At 39.4% G+C, this 15999-nt stretch carries 13 protein-coding genes; 6 read left to right on the top strand and 7 right to left on the bottom strand.

What is annotated here, in order from left to right:
* The first annotated feature begins 38 nt into the window (after positions 1-38).
* From GJB62_RS19895 to GJB62_RS19880, 4 genes are all read left to right on the top strand, one after another.
* Positions 39-362 carry a hypothetical protein gene (locus GJB62_RS19895; RefSeq protein WP_012410419.1) on the top strand — a complete coding sequence of 108 codons (324 nt, stop codon included), beginning with the start codon at positions 39-41 and terminating at the stop codon, positions 360-362.
* Between the two features lie 534 nt (positions 363-896).
* Positions 897-2951, top strand: coding sequence for an FAD-dependent oxidoreductase (locus GJB62_RS19890; RefSeq protein ID WP_114081845.1), 2055 nt, complete (start codon positions 897-899; stop codon positions 2949-2951).
* A gap of 108 nt (positions 2952-3059) precedes the next feature.
* Positions 3060-3386 carry an ATP-dependent Clp protease adapter ClpS gene (gene clpS, locus GJB62_RS19885; RefSeq protein ID WP_114081844.1) on the top strand — a complete coding sequence of 109 codons (327 nt, stop codon included), beginning with the start codon at positions 3060-3062 and terminating at the stop codon, positions 3384-3386.
* 5 nt (positions 3387-3391) lie between these two features.
* Positions 3392-3715, top strand: a complete 324-nt coding sequence (locus GJB62_RS19880; protein ID WP_114081843.1) for a DUF2103 domain-containing protein — start codon at positions 3392-3394, stop codon at positions 3713-3715.
* Positions 3716-3735: 20 nt separating this feature from the next.
* On the opposite strand, the gene GJB62_RS19875 is transcribed toward GJB62_RS19880, so the two are convergent.
* The 4 genes from GJB62_RS19875 to GJB62_RS19860 all read right to left on the bottom strand — a co-directional run bounded on the left by GJB62_RS19875 (position 3736) and on the right by GJB62_RS19860 (position 7167).
* A complete protein-coding gene (locus GJB62_RS19875; protein ID WP_114081842.1) occupies positions 3736-4056 on the bottom strand; it encodes a hypothetical protein in 321 nt (106 codons plus the stop codon).
* Positions 4057-4280: 224 nt separating this feature from the next.
* Positions 4281-4769, bottom strand: a complete 489-nt coding sequence (locus GJB62_RS19870) for a molybdenum cofactor biosynthesis protein MoaE (RefSeq protein ID WP_114081841.1) — start codon at positions 4767-4769, stop codon at positions 4281-4283.
* A gap of 152 nt (positions 4770-4921) precedes the next feature.
* A complete protein-coding gene (locus tag GJB62_RS19865; protein WP_114081840.1) occupies positions 4922-5347 on the bottom strand; it encodes a KTSC domain-containing protein in 426 nt (141 codons plus the stop codon).
* Positions 5348-5550: 203 nt separating this feature from the next.
* On the bottom strand, positions 5551-7167 hold the full coding sequence (locus GJB62_RS19860; RefSeq protein ID WP_209271502.1) for a 2-isopropylmalate synthase: 1617 nt from the start codon (positions 7165-7167) through the stop codon (positions 5551-5553).
* A gap of 95 nt (positions 7168-7262) precedes the next feature.
* Between GJB62_RS19860 and GJB62_RS19855 the strand changes: the two genes are divergently transcribed.
* Together GJB62_RS19855 and GJB62_RS19850 are read left to right on the top strand one after the other, a co-directional pair.
* Entirely contained in the window at positions 7263-7940 is a 678-nt protein-coding gene (locus GJB62_RS19855; RefSeq protein ID WP_114081838.1) for a GntR family transcriptional regulator, read from the top strand.
* Positions 7941-8121: 181 nt separating this feature from the next.
* Positions 8122-8562, top strand: coding sequence for a (2Fe-2S) ferredoxin domain-containing protein (locus tag GJB62_RS19850; RefSeq protein ID WP_114081837.1), 441 nt, complete (start codon positions 8122-8124; stop codon positions 8560-8562).
* Positions 8563-8613: 51 nt separating this feature from the next.
* Here GJB62_RS19850 and GJB62_RS19845 read toward each other — a convergent pair whose 3' ends face one another.
* The 3 genes from GJB62_RS19845 to GJB62_RS19835 all read right to left on the bottom strand — a co-directional run bounded on the left by GJB62_RS19845 (position 8614) and on the right by GJB62_RS19835 (position 15832).
* Positions 8614-9276, bottom strand: a complete 663-nt coding sequence (locus tag GJB62_RS19845) for a nuclear transport factor 2 family protein (protein WP_114081836.1) — start codon at positions 9274-9276, stop codon at positions 8614-8616.
* 420 nt (positions 9277-9696) lie between these two features.
* Positions 9697-15120, bottom strand: a complete 5424-nt coding sequence (locus tag GJB62_RS19840) for an AAA family ATPase (RefSeq protein WP_114081835.1) — start codon at positions 15118-15120, stop codon at positions 9697-9699.
* Between the two features lie 172 nt (positions 15121-15292).
* Positions 15293-15832: a nucleotidyltransferase family protein gene (locus GJB62_RS19835; protein ID WP_114081834.1), complete on the bottom strand. Its 540-nt coding sequence runs from the start codon at positions 15830-15832 to the stop codon at positions 15293-15295.
* Between the last annotated feature and the right edge of the window lie 167 nt (positions 15833-15999).

The following is a 15999-nucleotide window of genomic DNA, read 5'->3' as shown; positions in this document are numbered from 1 at the left end:
CGAGTACACAACTTCCACAAACCGAACTCCCAAACCCGATGATGAATCATTACTCACTTCAATGGATTGAGGCATGGTGCCAAGAAAATGGCTGGACAGATTTATTTGTTGAGCGACGTAACAACTTCTGGGCTTTCCCTCCGGGTGGGGTAATGCCAGAACCAATCCCAGTTAATGTTCTTAGAGGCATTAAAGCTGAGAAAGGATTGACCTTTGAAGAAAGATTGTGGTCGATGTCCGCAGTGATTGGCACAATCATAGCTGTTCTCTTTACCTTTTGGTTTCAGTCGCCGATGCCCTTAGTTTTGGCATTCGCTTTTAATGCTGTTACGGTAGCTCAATTTGAACTTGAAGATGCCTAAATTCTTGTTTTGGGCTTTGCAATTAAAAACTGCTCTTGCTGAAAGTAGACAAGAGCAGTTTTTAATTTTAGAAAAAGAGATCAAATCAGCACAGTTTCAGCTAAACATTATTAGTTACTCATTTAAGAATTTTGTGCGTTGGCAGAGCAGATAATGTTTTGCGAACATTTTCCAGGTAATATAGCAATCCACTTTGATTTCTGTTCGCACAGCGTAGCGTAGCCATAATTATTTGCGTAGGAGGCAAGAGGCAACAGTTAAGGAGCCTCTGTGAGTTGTACTGAATGTTTTCAGAATTAAAATATGAGTCCTATAGTTGTGTCTGTCGTTATGTCATAGATGAGGAAAAAAGTACTCAGCAATCAGCACTGTTAACTGAGTTTTAATAACTTCAAGGTACATTGAGCCGACATACTGAGTATTTTAGGTATAAAACTTATATTTAAATATATTTACTCTTATAAACTTGTGATGATCATTTCTCGGATGCTACCTTCTACAAGGTGACACAGGATTTGGAGCGGTTTTTTAACCATGAAGCACAGACACAAAGTAGCTTATAGCTTAATATCGCTGATCGGTCTCAATTTCATATCTAGCTTAGTTGTATTTGATTCCGCGATCGCAGCACCAACGTCAAAGGCGATCGCTACACTACCAAGAACCCCAGATAAAAGTGTGAACTGCGAGATTTTAGTTGTGGGTGGTGGACTATCTGGTGTCGCCACAGCTTACGAAGGTTTGCTAGCAGGACGAACGGTTTGTCTGACGGAAATTACTGACTGGTTGGGAGGACAAATTTCTTCTCAAGGGACATCTGCGTTAGACGAACGCCCAACCCAACGGGCTCTCAAATTCTATTCTCGCGGCTACCTAGAATTGCGAAACCGCATTGGGCGCAAATACGGTAAACTTAACCCCGGTGACTGTTGGGTAAGTGACTCCTGCTTTCTTCCCCGCGATGCTCACGCCATTTTGGTCGATATGCTCAAAGATGCCGAAAAGCAGGGCAAAGGGAAGTTGCAATGGTTTCCCAACACGGTAATTAAGGATTTGGAAATTGCTGCTGATGGCAAAATAATTAATAGTGCGATCGCTATCCAACATCAACCACCAAAAGGCGCACCACCTCTCAATACCTTTACTTTATCTCAAAGTATTGAAGATTCTTATAGTTACGAAAACTCATCTCGATTTACTAAAACTATTCTCCGTTTTCTCCCCAAGGAAGTGAAAGGGGATGCTCCGAAGTGGTACGTCGTAGATGCCAGCGAAACTGGAGAAATTATTGCCCTTGCTGATGTTCCCTATCGATTAGGCATTGATGCCCGTTCTTACCTAGAACCCTCTTCTTCTAGCACCAATAACGATCCTTATTGCCCTCAAGGATTTACCTACACCTTTGCAATGGAGGCAACTAAGGAACCGCAACCCCAGGCAATGCCCCCATTCTATTTACAATATGCGCCATATTTTAGCTATGAATTAACCCGACTGGCTAACTTTGATTTAGTTTTCACTTATCGTCGCATTTGGAGTCCAAACAAAGGGAAACCAGCAAAATTTGGAGGTGTAAGTTTTACTGCTGCGACACCAGGGGATATATCTATGCAAAACTGGACTTGGGGTAACGACTACCGCCCCGGAACAGCCAAGGATAACCTAGTTTACAGTCGCCAACAGTTACAAGGAACTGGGCAGTTACAACCAGGAGGCTGGATGGGAGGACTGCGGACAGAAGCCCTCCGCAAAGCTGAGGAAAATGCCCTCTCATTCTATTACTGGTTAGTAGCTGGGACTACAGATTCCCAACTAGGGGAAGGTGTAAAGCAGCAGCAAACCAATAACCGCTTTGTTTCTGGGTTAAATTCCCCGATGGGAACAGTGCATGGCTTATCAAAATATCCCTATATGCGCGAAGGACGGCGCATCATTGGCCGCCCCAGTTGGGGACAACCTGGTGGCTTTGGTATTTGGGAAATTGATATTTCTCGCCGAGATTACAATGATCAGTATTACTCCAAGACTCTGCCAGAAGATATGTATCGGAGGCTAAGAGCAGCAGTTGCAGGTTTGGAAGCAATATCAGTAATTGATGGTAAAGTCCCACCAGACAAAGCAATGCGACGGACTCGTTCTACCATCTTCCCCGATGCTGTGGGTATTGGTCACTATGCTATAGATTTCCATCCTTGTATGGCAAATAGTCCCCCAGAAGCCCCTGGTAATACAGAACGTCCAGGTGAAAGGCGTGGTGCAGGCCAAGCTTATCCCTTCCAAATTGCTCTCAGAGCTATGATTCCTCAGAAAATTGATAATTTACTAGTAGGAGGCAAAAGCATTGCTACTAGTCATATTGCTGCTGCTGCCTATCGAGTTCATTCCTTTGAATGGTCGTCTGGCGCAGCTGCGGGAACTGTTGCTAGTTTTGCCATCAAAAATGCGATCGCACCCTACCAACTAGTCGATAATTTACCCAAACAAGAGCCACAACTCGAAGCACTCAAACGGCTTTTGCAACAAAATGGCAACCCCACCGCTTTCCCTGATACATCCATTTTTAATGAAAACTGGGATAATTGGCGGTAGATAGTCATTGGTCATTTGTCATTGGTCATTTGTTAAAACAAATGACCAATGACAATGGACTAAACTAGTTACTTGTAGTTTTGTAAAATCTTATTGACCAATTGTTATATGGTTACGAACCTTTCAGCAGATGTTTACGGGATGACCACAGCACCAACTATAACTCCTGAACGGTCTAGTCAAGTTACCCGTAAGACTTATCCGAATTACAAAGTGATTGTATTAAATGATGATTTTAATACATTCCAACATGTGGCTGAATGTTTGATGAAATATATTCCGGGAATGAGTGGCGATCGCGCGTGGGATCTGACTAATCAGGTACACTATGAAGGTCAAGCGATCGTTTGGGTCGGCCCTCAAGAACCTGCGGAACTTTATCACCAGCAGCTGCGCCGAGCAGGTTTGACAATGGCACCTCTAGAAGCAGCTTAATTATTATGGGCAAACCCACCGCAGATTCACTCCGGGCGGCTTCACAAAAAGCTGCCAGACTGGTTTGGAATCACTCGACACACCTTTCTGGTCTGATCCCAATTTTAGAACGTCTTTGTCAGCAGGATGGCATCCAAACGGTAACGCCGGGAGTGATTGGGCGGGCAAGAGGTCATTGTCCAAAAATGCAACTGCGTATCTCAGTACCTATTCGCGGCGGCTATAAAGTAATTGCACGGCAGGGGAAGACGGTACAAGAAGTGTTTATTTTAACCCCTTTGGAGCAGTCAGAACTGGAAACGGCATTAGCGATCGCAATGAAATCTTGATCGTTCCACACGCCCAATGTCTATTCTTCAACACGGTGGACTGCAAATTTGTGTAGTGGCAGACTAACAATACACGAAAAAGTTAAGAAATATGACAGAGCGGTAGTTATTTTCAAAGTCATAACTACAGATCCCCATTCGGGTAAAATCATTTTCTCTATGCCAAAAGCTACACAGTAAACTAGCCAATAAGTAAAGCTCATTCTAAACAGAATCACTTCTGTTTCTTCCACGTCACTTTTTTGTTGCTTACTGTCCCACAGTAACACCAGTCCAACAATGCAAGCTACAAAGGAAACAGCAACTACAAATTCGTGACAAAATATATTTAACGAATGCATTTGTGTTTATTCCCACATTTTTCAGTTAAAGATCAGTCTAAAGGAATATTCCTTGGGGAAATACAAATTATTTACAAACCTCAATAGAGGAATGTCGTTTTTGTAAACAAATGCAACAAAAATTGTTGTTTTGCGAATATAAATACTGAGTCAAACTATAGACTGTAGGGGCAATTCATGAATTGCCCCTACGTGAATAAAGCGCAGCCTTACATAGGATTGCTCTAAGAACAATTTTCTGCTAACTGTTCGCAAGCACCGATACTTACCCAGCGACTAGAACCATCTTCCCAATGTTCTTTCTTCCATATAGGTGCATTGTGTTTGAGGGTATCAATAGCATACTGGCAAGCTTCAAATGCCTCACTCCGATGAGGACAACCCACTGCTACTAAAACGCTAATTTCTCCAACTTGCAAACGTCCGGTGCGATGATGAATCACTACCCGATTTACATCAGACGTAGATAAGCGAATATCAGCAGCAATTTGATAAAATATCCGCAATGCCATAGGTTCGTAGGCTTGATACTCTAGAGCAATTACAGGTTTACCATCAGTTTGATTGCGAACTACGCCACTCATCAGAACCACAGCACCGTTGGCTGGATCGTCAGACTTGGCATAGATTTCTTCAAGAGACAATGGTGCAAAGCTAATGGCAAAACTATCTTCGGCTTTTGGTTTAACAGCAGAAATAAGTGTAGTCGTCATAACTGCGTTTGATTATGTGGGCTTTCTCTATTGTCTCTGAAGAAAATACCACTGGTGTATGATCTTGTTGCTCTTGTTTATGCTTTGGGTGACAACAAGAATTTTTTACATTCGATCACGTACCAATTGAAAACCCTACACGCAGTTATTAGTCAATAGTTATAATCTGCATTATCTAGACGATCGCAGTCATATCTGCCTTTAATCTCTTGATTGAAAAAGCTGCCAACTGAATCAGAGGCGTGTAAATCTTCCCAGGTATCCTCGTCTACGCCTAAGTACTGATAAACAGATCCACTTTGAAACTCAACTTGCAAAATTTGTTCGTCGCGATCGTATCCTAAAGCGATCGCCATTGATGAGCTAACTGGTAACATAGCTATTGGTTCTTCTTCAAAAGGTAGTGCAGGCGTATGGGCGATTGCCTCGTTTAGTTCTTGCAATCCTTCATAAGCTTGTATCGGTGCCGGAATTTCCAAAAACTCTAGTTCGTCACCTCGATCTAGCAACAACTGCAAATATCCATCAGAGTGAGCGATCGCTACTAAACCGCTCAAGTCTACCTTAGATAGCCTCATTAATTTTGCTCTCCTGTTGGCGCAATCGGGAGTGTTAAAGTTTTATGCAACAATTAAGTGCTTTAATAGTACAAATTTACTACCAAAGCGCTTTGATGTCAAGTTTTTTCGCCAAGAAAGAATTTTATGTGTGTAGAAACACGCTATAGGGTCAATTTCATTAATTGCCCCTACAGCGTACAGTTTTGCGTAAATTTTATGATCTACCTAGATACAACAGGAGAGTTCATCTCATCAAAATGGGATCTCTCTGTTTGCAAATAACGATACAAGCGATTCAGAGCGTTTATATGAGCGTAAGCTGCGGCTACCACAATATCAGTATCAGATGCTTGCCCAGAGAATATCCGCTCTTGATGCTTCAAGCGAACTGTCACAGTTCCTAGTGCATCAATTCCTCCAGTCACAGATTGGACAGAAAACTCAATTAGTTGATTGGGAATCTGCACCAATCGATTAATTACTTGATACACCGCATCCACTGGTCCAGTGCCGACACTCGCATCAGTGAGGATTTTGCCATCGGGGGTAACAATTGTAATAGTTGCAGTTGGGCAAGTGCAGTCACCACAAATTACCTGAACGTGTTCGATTTGGAAGCCACTTTCTACTTGCATCTGCGTTTCATCTCGAACGATCGCTTCTAAATCCCAATCTGAGACTTCTTTTTTCTTATCAGCGACTTCCTTGAACCGATTGAAGGCTTTATTCAAATCCGCTTCGTTCAATTCAAAACCCAATTCTTTGAGCCTGGTACGGAAAGCATTTCGTCCAGAGTGCTTGCCCAAAACAATGCGATTTTCTGGCAAACCGATCGCAGCAGCTTCCATAATTTCATAAGTTTCGCGGTGCTTGATAATCCCATCTTGGTGAATACCAGACTCATGGGCGAAAGCGTTTGCTCCCACGATCGCTTTATTGGGCTGAATCAGCATTCCAGTTAATTGGGAAACCAAGGATGAGGTTTTATAAATCTCCTGAGTCTTAATATTAGTCAGGGGTGTATCGGCATCAACCGGACGACCAAAGTAAGGGTTGAAAAATGGTTTGCGAACCTGCAACGCCATCACAATCTCTTCCAATGCTGCATTCCCAGCCCGTTCCCCAATGCCATTAATGGTACACTCCACCTGACGCACACCATATTCAATTGCTGCCAATGCGTTAGCTGTCGCCAAACCCAAATCATTTTGAGTGTGAATGGATAAAATCACCCCATCAATATTAGGAACATTTTCCCGAATTCCCTGAATTAGAGTTCCGATTTCTTTGGGTGTGCAGTAACCAACGGTATCAGGAATATTGATTGTAGTTGCACCTGCTGCGATCGCCATCTCCAAAACTTGATATAGAAACTCTGGCTCAGTGCGGCTAGCATCCATTGGTGAAAATTCTACATCGTCTACAAACGACTTAGCATAGGCAATCATTTCTGATGCGATCGCTAATACTTCGCTACGAGACTTTTTCAATTGATATTTCAGGTGAATATCAGAGGTAGAAATCATCGTGTGGATTCTCGGACGATCTGCGCCCTTCAAGGCTTCGGCGGCGGCGTGAATATCCTGGCGAATCGCTCTAGCTAAACTGCAAATGATTGGCCCACCAGGTATTCCAACTTGTTCAGCAATGGTTTTGACAGCTTGAAAATCTCCCGGACTAGCAACGGCAAAACCTGCTTCAATCACATCGACACCAAGGAGAGCTAGTTGATGAGCGATCGCCAGCTTTTCTTCTACATTGAGGGTTGCGCCCGGTGACTGTTCGCCATCCCGTAGCGTGGTGTCGAAGATGATAACTCGGTCTGGTTGAGATGCGATGCTCATAATTGTCTCCCGTGGTATTGAAGGGATGTTTAAAAAACTTACTTTGGATATTGTATACAATCTTTTCTATTTTGTATACAATATCCAATATGAACTTAAATGACTTAGCAGCCAATGTGCTGCAACAACGCAGTACCCCAGATTTAATTGCCGATGCTTTGCGGGAAGCGATTCTGCGCGGCATTTTTCAAGAAGGACAATCCCTGAGACAGGATGAAATCGCCACTCAGTTTGGAGTTAGTCGTATTCCCGTGCGTGAAGCGCTCAAGCAGCTAGAAGCAGAAGGATTGGTGACACTGCATCTAAATCGTGGTGCGATCGTATCAGTGTTGACAGCACAAGAGGCGCAAGAAATTTGTGAAATTCGCAGCGCCTTAGAAGTGAAAGCGATGCAATTGGCAATACCCAAGTTCAAGGAAACAGATATAGAAAAAGCTGCTGTGATTTTGGAAGCGACAGACCAAGCAACTGATGCAGGTATGTTGGCAAAACTTAACTGGGAATTCCATGCGACGCTGTACGCCACTGCTGAACGTCCCAGGTTGTTGGGGATGATTAAAACTTTACACGTTAATTGCGATCGCTATGTTCGCGTACAATTAGCGCAGATGGATTACCAAGAGCGATCGCAAAAAGAACACTATCAACTCTTAGATGCTTGTCAAAAGCAAGATACAAAATCTGCTGTCAGGTTGTTAAAACGACACATTGACACCGCCGGAGAACAGCTAATTGCATACTTGCAGCAAATTGCTCAGAAACGCTGATTCTTGTTGGAACTAAATGATCTACTAGAACAGACTAAACGGCAATTTTCCACTATCCTCTTCAACAAACCTCTATTAAAGTTCAACTCTATCCCTCTCCGCTTCGGAGAGGGACGGTTTTACATAGTAAAACCAGGGAGAGGTCTTTTTAAGTTGTTCAGAGAAACAAATAGGATCGTCCATGAAAAAATTGATCAAGCGTATTAAAAGATTGCTTCAACGTATCTTTAAAAGTTTTGCATCTACTTCTCAGCAGACATCGCCTTTAATAAATTCTCGCCCGTTAGAAACTTCTATTCCCAGTGTTCCTCCACGATGGGAGTCTGGTTTGGTGCTTGTGTGTTCGCAATGTGCAAACGAGCAATCAGGCTCAACGGCTTCTGAAAACTTAGAGAATTGGTTAAAATCTCGTTTAAAAATTGAGGGATTATGGGGTGAATTTCGGGTAGTTAGCACCAGTTGTTTAGGAGTTTGCCCAAAAGCTGGTATTACTGTCGTTATTGTAAGTAATGGAAGTGGTGGTAATAGTCCATGTTTAATTGTAAATCCTCGGAGCGATGTCTACGACGAGCTACGCCTACGCGAACTTCTTTACTCATACATTAAACAGAATAAAAAGTAAAAAGTACTCTCTACTTTTTACTTTTTATTTTTGCCTTATCGCTGTGAAAGATTATTTATTGAAACCAGACATTTTTGGTCTTACAAAGTTAGCGGAGGAATTACTGCTTCGGGCATTAGCATTTGAAGAATCAACTGTCGGTGAACTGAGATTCAAGAAATCGATAAGTTTGAGAGTACGTTTACGAATTTTCCAGCGCCCATTTATGTTGACAACTTGATCTTCATAAGTGCCATTAGCGACATCAATGCTAGTTTCCGAGCGCTTGTGAGTCGCATGGAGATAAGAAGTCATCACTGCTTTATTATTCTCAAGTGAAATGTTGATCGTACCCATCAAATGTTGGGTAGCTGTATAACCATTCCCTTGAAATACTGAATAGACAAAATCTGCCCAAGAATCTGTCCCATAGTTTGTTTGAGTTGTTCCATCAGGAAAAATGGCAGTCAGGACTGAATCTTGAGTAAAACAATCTCGATAAATATTTTTTCCCTCAAGGAGATTTCCTCTACCAATGGCATCAGTTCCCAGTGCGTAACAGGATGTTAGTTTTTGAATTTCTAATTCTGCGTTAGGTTGAGTTGCACTTGCTAATTCAAACCTACCTCCAATAAACAGCACAAGAATAACTGCAAGCACAATCAAGCTAATCTGATTTAACAAAAACGAGATAGCCTTTGGAACTATCCGCCCACCTTCTCTTCTTTTTTCCACAGGATAACCACCTTAATTTTTACGATTTTCGCATCTTGTAACTTCCTGCAAACTTAATTTACGGCTGATATGGGCTGATAAAAACTAGACTAAAATTCTTGCATATTTAGTTAGAGTTTATTTTTATATCAGTTAGTAAATGAGAAAGATAGTACAAGATTTGATGTATACAATTAGTTATTATGATAGCAGGCAATACGTAAAGTTTTAAGTGCTAAATTAGACCAGTTTTATGTTGATTTGGTTAAGTAATTATTTTACCAGTTGCATAGTTTTTAACAGCAAAATAACCTTTACTTTAACAAGCTTGAAAAAGAGAATGTAATGAATTATTCCTGACAAACAAAATACCCGAATTATCAAATAATTCGAGTATCGGTTGCTATAGCTTTGCTAATCTATCTCTATCATGAGATATTATTATCCCAAAACTGGAATAGAAATTATAAATTCTGTTCCTTGTCCCAAGACTGATTCACAAATCAAACTTCCACTATGATTTTCTATTATAATTTGGCGACTAATAGATAATCCTAATCCTGTACCTTTTCCTACGCATTTGGTTGTAAATAGATTTTCAAAGATACAAGCTTTAACTTCTTCTGACATTCCTTTAGCGTTATCTTGAATCTTAATTGTCAGATTGTTATTCTCTTCTATCTTAGTTAAGATAGTAATAATATTTGGATAGCTTTCTTGAACTTCCATAAAACTACGACCAATATTTGCTTCTTCTAAAGCATCAATTGCATTTGCAATAATATTCATAAACACCTGATTCAATTGTCCTAAATAACATTTCACTAATGGAATATTTCCATACTCCTTAATGACTTGAATCGCTGGACGGTTATGATCGGCTTTCAAACGATGCTGTAAAATCAACAAAGTACTATCAATACCTTCGTGGATATTAGCTAATACTTTAGAGGTAGTATCAGCGCGTGAAAAAGTACGAAGAGAAGTACTAATGTTGCGAATGCGCTGTGTTCCTACCGTCATACCATCAATCATTTTGGGTAAATCTTTTAGTAGAAAATCTATATCTATTTCTTCGGCTTTTTCTTCAATTTCAGCACCAGGATTCGGGAATTTTTCTCGGTATAGTTGCAGATAGCCTATCAAATCATTAACAGTATCTTTTGCTTGGGCGATACTACCTGTAATAAAACCAACTGGATTGTTGATTTCATGTGCTACACCTGCAACCAAATTTCCTAAAGAAGACATTTTTTCACTTTGAATAAGTTGTAGTTGTGCCTCTTGTAAATCTTTGATTGACTGTTCTAATTCTCTAGATTTGTCTTGTTCTCTTGTGTACAAACTGGCATTTTGTATGGCAATAGCCATTTGAGAAACCAAGACTTTTAATACCTCTATTCTTTCTGTAACAAAAGCTCCTGATGACAACTGATTTTCTAAATAAATAATTCCTGTAAGCTGTGATTGGTAAATTATCGGCAAGCAAAAGATTGATTTTATTTTAGATTCCTGAATATAAATATCAAGGTTAAACGGTTCTGTAGTTATTGCATCATTCAACACAAGATATTGCTGAGTGCGAAAAACGTAATTAATCACAGAGAGCGGTAAATCCTGATAAGTTTCAACCGTAATAGAGGGTAAAACTGTCACTACATTGACGGTAGCATTTCCAGAAGCTTCGATATATAGTTGATTATCTTTGAGTAGGAGTAGTACTGCTTTTTGTGCGGCAGCATTTTCTAGTAAAATCTTGATGAGCTTGCTCAACAAATTCTCTAAAACAATTTCATTGGTAATCGCTTGCGAAAACTTGATGAATGTATTAAAGTCTAAAAAATCGCTTAAGCTACTACTATTCGTAGTTGTGGTAGTGGTGAGGTGAATTGTATCTATTTTGGAAGTAGTAGTTTCTACAGTAGTAGTTTGTCCTACTAGAAAAGTATATTTTGATTCCAAGTATTTAACTTTAGCGATCGCACCCCAACGAATACAAGCATAATAAGCTTTAGTTATATAGGTTTGATGAATTAACTCTTTACCTAGAGATTGATAAAATTTTCCTGCTAACTCATAAGCTAAAGCTTCTTCTTGGAGAAAACCATTCTCTTGAGATTTGGCAATAGAATTTTCATAGTAGTCCATTGCTTCCAGCTTTTGACCCAAAATCCGACACCGTTCTGCCTCCACGAGATAAAATCTATGTAAGTGATTTGTCGGAGCATGAGTAGCCCAGAGTTCCATTTTTTGCTGATTAGCTTGGACTTTTTCTAGAATAGCTTGCCTCTGTGACTCTTTAGCAGTATGATATATAGCCAAGTGTGCTAAAGAATCGTAGAAATAGAACAGTGGAACAACAAACAACCCTGTGACACCACCTAAAGATTTTTCTGCGATCGCAGCATTTTCTACAGCTTTAAAATAATCTCCAAATATGTAAGAGAGCATTAGTTTATTGACAAATAAATGATTAATTGTGTAAAGATCATTTACTTGCTGATGAATTGGCAGCATACTTTGCTCGTCGTAAGCTTCTCCAATTAAACAGTCTACATTTTCGTAATTTCCTTTCAAATTTAAAACTGTTTGTAAATATACTAAATTCCAAGTTAAAGCTACTTGCTGATTGATTTTTTTCAGCGATTCACAGTAAGCTATTAATTCCTTTTCTAAAACCCAAAGTTCCTTGCCCAACCAAAAGGAATGATAGGGATAAATGTAACCACAATAGCCAGCATATTCTAAATCTCCGGTTTCTAGACCACTAGCATATCCAGACATTGATGATGTTAATGTCTCCCTAACATGCTCTTTCCAGTGCATAACATGAGCGCTAACAACCGTTAGAATCTTAGCTTTGAGTTCTTCAGCATGAAATTGTGACACCAAACTAGAAGCTAATTTACCAAATTCATAGCCAGAATTAATTTCTCCTTGAACTCCACAAAGAAGTAAGCCATAAAGACTATAACCATACCCGGATACAGCCGTATTGCCATAGTTTAAGGACAAATTGACCATTTTACAGACAATAATTGGCATCATTACAGGAGCCGTTTGAAAAGCCGCAGGGAGAACTCCCATTAAGATTTTCATGGCTGCAATCTTGTTCGGATCAGACATTAATGGTAAGTTAATTAAATCTGCAATGGCTTTCCCTTTCAAACAAACAGCAATATCATCCATCCCCTGCTGAATATCAGTTGATGTCGGTTCATCTGGAAAACTTATTCCTAACAATTCTAGAATTGATACTGCTATCTGAATGGCTTCTAGTTGTTGGCTTTGAATGATAGAAGCGATAATCTGTACTTCATAGACTTTCACTTTATCTAGAAGGATTTTGGCTTCTTGCTGCACTACCGCAGCCCATTGCTGCATCTGCTGAAAATTACCGCCCAGATAGGCTGCTTCTGCGGCTCCTTCATATAAACATAAAGTTAAGGTATATTCAGTTTGCCAAGCGTCTATACTTAAAAGTTCTATCCCATTTGTGAAGTACTTAAGCGCAGCTTCATAAGCTGTAGAAGCTTTAGCTTTTTGCCCTGCAATTAAGTTTAATCGTGCCAATTCAGTTTTATCAGATTGTTCTATTAGGTTAACAATACCTACATTCAACTGATTAACTATATCAAAAATATTAGCTTCTATTTCCTCCTTTGGGATATTTTGTAGAAGCAATTGTCCAATTTTTGAATGAGTAGATTTCTTGAGTTCTTCTGGAATCAGCGAATATGCTGCTTGTTGTACTCTATCATGCAAGAACTTGTAACCCACTCGTGAAGTGTCTAAATTTAAATTAACCGCTTCTTCTTGATTAAAAACTAAAGGAATACGGTAAGCTTCACTTAAAGGTAGAATTAATCCCGCTTGCAAAGCTGAGTGTAAATCATTGGCTGTCAAGGAAGGTGATTTTTCATTGACTATCGATAAAACATCAAGACTAAATCTGTCACCCACACAAGCTGCTAATTTTAAAACATCTTGGGTAGATTTTGGTAGCTTCTCAACTCTACTGGCAACTAGCTCAACTACATTTTTGTCGGTAATTCCAATTGTTTGAATATCCTTTAAACTCCATTGCCATTGGGCCTGAATAAAGTCAAATTTCAAAAGTTCTTCTTGATGAAGTGCTTGAATAAGTTGTGTGAGAAAAAATGGATTTCCACCTGTTTTATTAGAAATTAATTCAGCTAGCTGGATAATCTTATCGCTAAAAGTTCTGTATTCAGAATCAGGGTTAATATCTGCTTCTTGTAAAGTTTCTGCAACTAGTTGAGTCACATTCTCTAAATTCAAAGCTTGCAACACAATGTTATTAACAACTGTGCCAGCATTCTTAATCTCTTCTATTTTTTGAATTAAAGGATGTGCTGCATTAACTTCATTATCCCTATATGCACCAATAAATAATAGATGTTTGCTGTCATTATCAGTTATAAGTAGTTGGATTAAATTCAATGTGGCTGAATCTGCCCATTGCAAATCATCTAAAAATATGACTAAGGGATGTTCTTTTTGGGTAAAAACTTGGATAAATTCTTTAAAAACTCGATTGAATCGGTTTTGTGATTCTGTTGCACCAATTTGGGCAACATCTGGCTGTGTACCAATAATTAATTCTACTTCTGGAATTACGTCAGTAATGACTTTACCATTTGTTCCTAAAGCTGATAATATTTTTTCACGCCAGGTTTCTATTTTTTCATTATTCTCTGTCAGTAAATACCGCATTAAATAAGCAAAAGCTTGAATTAAAGAAGCATAAGGTATATTTCGTTTTAATTGGTCGAATTTACCAGAAATAAAGTAACCTTGTCTGCGAGTAATGGGTTTATTAACTTCGTTAACTAAAACTGATTTACCAATACCTGAATAACCAGAAACTAGCATCATCTCACTAGTTCCAGATGTAACGCGTTCAAATGCAGCTAGCAGTTCATTAACTTGGCTTTCACGACCATATAATTTTTGAGGAATTAATAACTGGCTTAAGACATCCAAACGACCTGGAACAAAATCAGTAATTATACCCTGAGATTTTAACTGGTTAAGACATAACTCTAAGTCTGCTAATAATCCTATAGAACTTTGATATCTGTCTTCAGCATTTTTCGCCATCAACTTCAGCACAATTTCTGAGATGGCGTTAGGAAGTGTTGGATTTAATAACTGTGGATTTATCGGTTGAACAGCAATATGACTATAAACTAGTTCTAAGGGGTCTTGACTAAAAAATGGTGTTTTCTCGGTGAGCATTTCATATAAAGTCACACCGAGAGAATAAAAGTCAGTACGATAATCAAGAATACGATTCATTCTCCCTGTTTGTTCAGGAGACATGTAGGCAAGTGTACCTTCAACGCAGTTAGGGTTATTAAATTGGGGATTTTCCTTATTGAGGCGGGAGGCTATACCAAAGTCAGTGAGTTTAACAATACCTGTCTGGGAGTTAACAATTATGTTGCTAGGCTTGATATCTTTATGAATAATCTGGTGTTTATGTAAATAATCTAGAGCTTTAGTCAGTTGAATAGCAATATTTAAATGGTTAATTAAGTCAAGTTTTTCTGTCTGAAGAATTTGGGCTAAAGATTGACCACCAAAGTCTTCTAATAACAGTCCCACTCGGTTAGCAAAGGTTTCTAGACTAATGGCTTTAACTATGTTGGGATGGTCTAAACCTTGCTGAATTTGATACTCATTTTTCAGGCGAGTAAAGGCTTCAAGGGTAGGATATTCATTTTTAAGCAACTTGAGGATAACTCGCTGTTGCGTCTTTGGCATTTGTGTTTGATAAATAATTGTTTGGATTCCTTCGTGGAGAGTTGAGTTGATTGGGTATCCAGTACGATTTGGCATTGATTTTTGCCTATAAACTTACAAAATTAGTACTACCCCTCGTCTTGTCATAAAAGGGGTTCTACTTTAATTATTCCCAGTGGTAGAAAATTATTAACATTGTGATTCCGTATTCAAGGGTTATAAATTGAAACGCGATTATTCCCTTGTAACGGAAAAGCTACTCTAACTTTTACGCCAAACGCAGATTAGGACACTTCTGCAAGAATCCAGATGCCTTATTGTGGGCATCCATATTATGAGTATGTGCTGGTGTAGGTCGAATAATTCCATCAAACAGGTCATCTAATCCGTAAGGAGTGAAAAATTGCCATTGGTCTTGTGTATCTAGTCGAACTCCGACAGCAGTAGCAGTGTGCAGCCACTCTGTAATGGCATCTTCTGTACTAGTGTAAGGTCTGCTACCAAACCGCCAACGAGCAAAACTGGCTTGATTTTTGACATCAAACTCGTCATGAGGAAATTGTTCTGTGAGAGTCGCCTTTGCTGCTAGTTCTTGAGAACGATTTCCTTCTATATCAAAGAATGCAATATCAAAATCTTTAATACCTAACCCACAGTCATTGCCAAAAATCGAAGACCAAACAGTGTTTCGGACTGCACCACCGGCTAACCACCAGTTAGGTAGATTTAGTTGAGCGATCGCAGGTAATACTGTATTAATAGGTGTATCAGCTAAAATCATCTGTAGACGGTGAGTGTTACTATTCATATCAAACTCCTGGGATTGTCAACTAGAAGATGAGAATATTATCATTCACATCTCATTAAGCTTACGGTCTTGATAAACCTACTATGACACTTATAGGGTCAGGGTTTATTAGGATAATTTTGGTAATCATCGTATAAAGAACACAAGGTTAAATTGTGAATTGAGAA

It is taken from the genome of Nostoc sp. ATCC 53789 (assembly GCF_009873495.1).
In the GTDB taxonomy this organism is placed as follows: Bacteria; Cyanobacteriota; Cyanobacteriia; order Cyanobacteriales; family Nostocaceae; genus Nostoc; species Nostoc muscorum_A.
The sequence above is the reverse complement of the archived record's forward strand: the minus strand, read 5'-3'. Positions and strand labels throughout refer to the sequence as shown.

Bases quoted from the DNA above. Each gene is read 5' to 3' on its own strand.
- GJB62_RS19840 (WP_114081835.1), bottom strand. From the start codon at position 15,120: ATGCCAAATCGTACTGGATACCCAATCAACTCAACTCTCCACGAAGGA.
- GJB62_RS19895 (WP_012410419.1), top strand. From the start codon at position 39: ATGATGAATCATTACTCACTTCAATGGATTGAGGCATGGTGCCAAGAA.
- GJB62_RS19890 (WP_114081845.1), top strand. From the start codon at position 897: ATGAAGCACAGACACAAAGTAGCTTATAGCTTAATATCGCTGATCGGT.
- GJB62_RS19870 (WP_114081841.1), bottom strand. From the start codon at position 4,769: ATGACGACTACACTTATTTCTGCTGTTAAACCAAAAGCCGAAGATAGT.
- GJB62_RS19880 (WP_114081843.1), top strand. From the start codon at position 3,392: ATGGGCAAACCCACCGCAGATTCACTCCGGGCGGCTTCACAAAAAGCT.
- GJB62_RS19850 (WP_114081837.1), top strand. From the start codon at position 8,122: ATGAAAAAATTGATCAAGCGTATTAAAAGATTGCTTCAACGTATCTTT.
- GJB62_RS19855 (WP_114081838.1), top strand. From the start codon at position 7,263: ATGAACTTAAATGACTTAGCAGCCAATGTGCTGCAACAACGCAGTACC.
- GJB62_RS19835 (WP_114081834.1), bottom strand. From the start codon at position 15,832: ATGAATAGTAACACTCACCGTCTACAGATGATTTTAGCTGATACACCT.
- GJB62_RS19865 (WP_114081840.1), bottom strand. From the start codon at position 5,347: ATGAGGCTATCTAAGGTAGACTTGAGCGGTTTAGTAGCGATCGCTCAC.
- GJB62_RS19875 (WP_114081842.1), bottom strand. From the start codon at position 4,056: ATGCATTCGTTAAATATATTTTGTCACGAATTTGTAGTTGCTGTTTCC.
- clpS (WP_114081844.1), top strand. From the start codon at position 3,060: ATGGTTACGAACCTTTCAGCAGATGTTTACGGGATGACCACAGCACCA.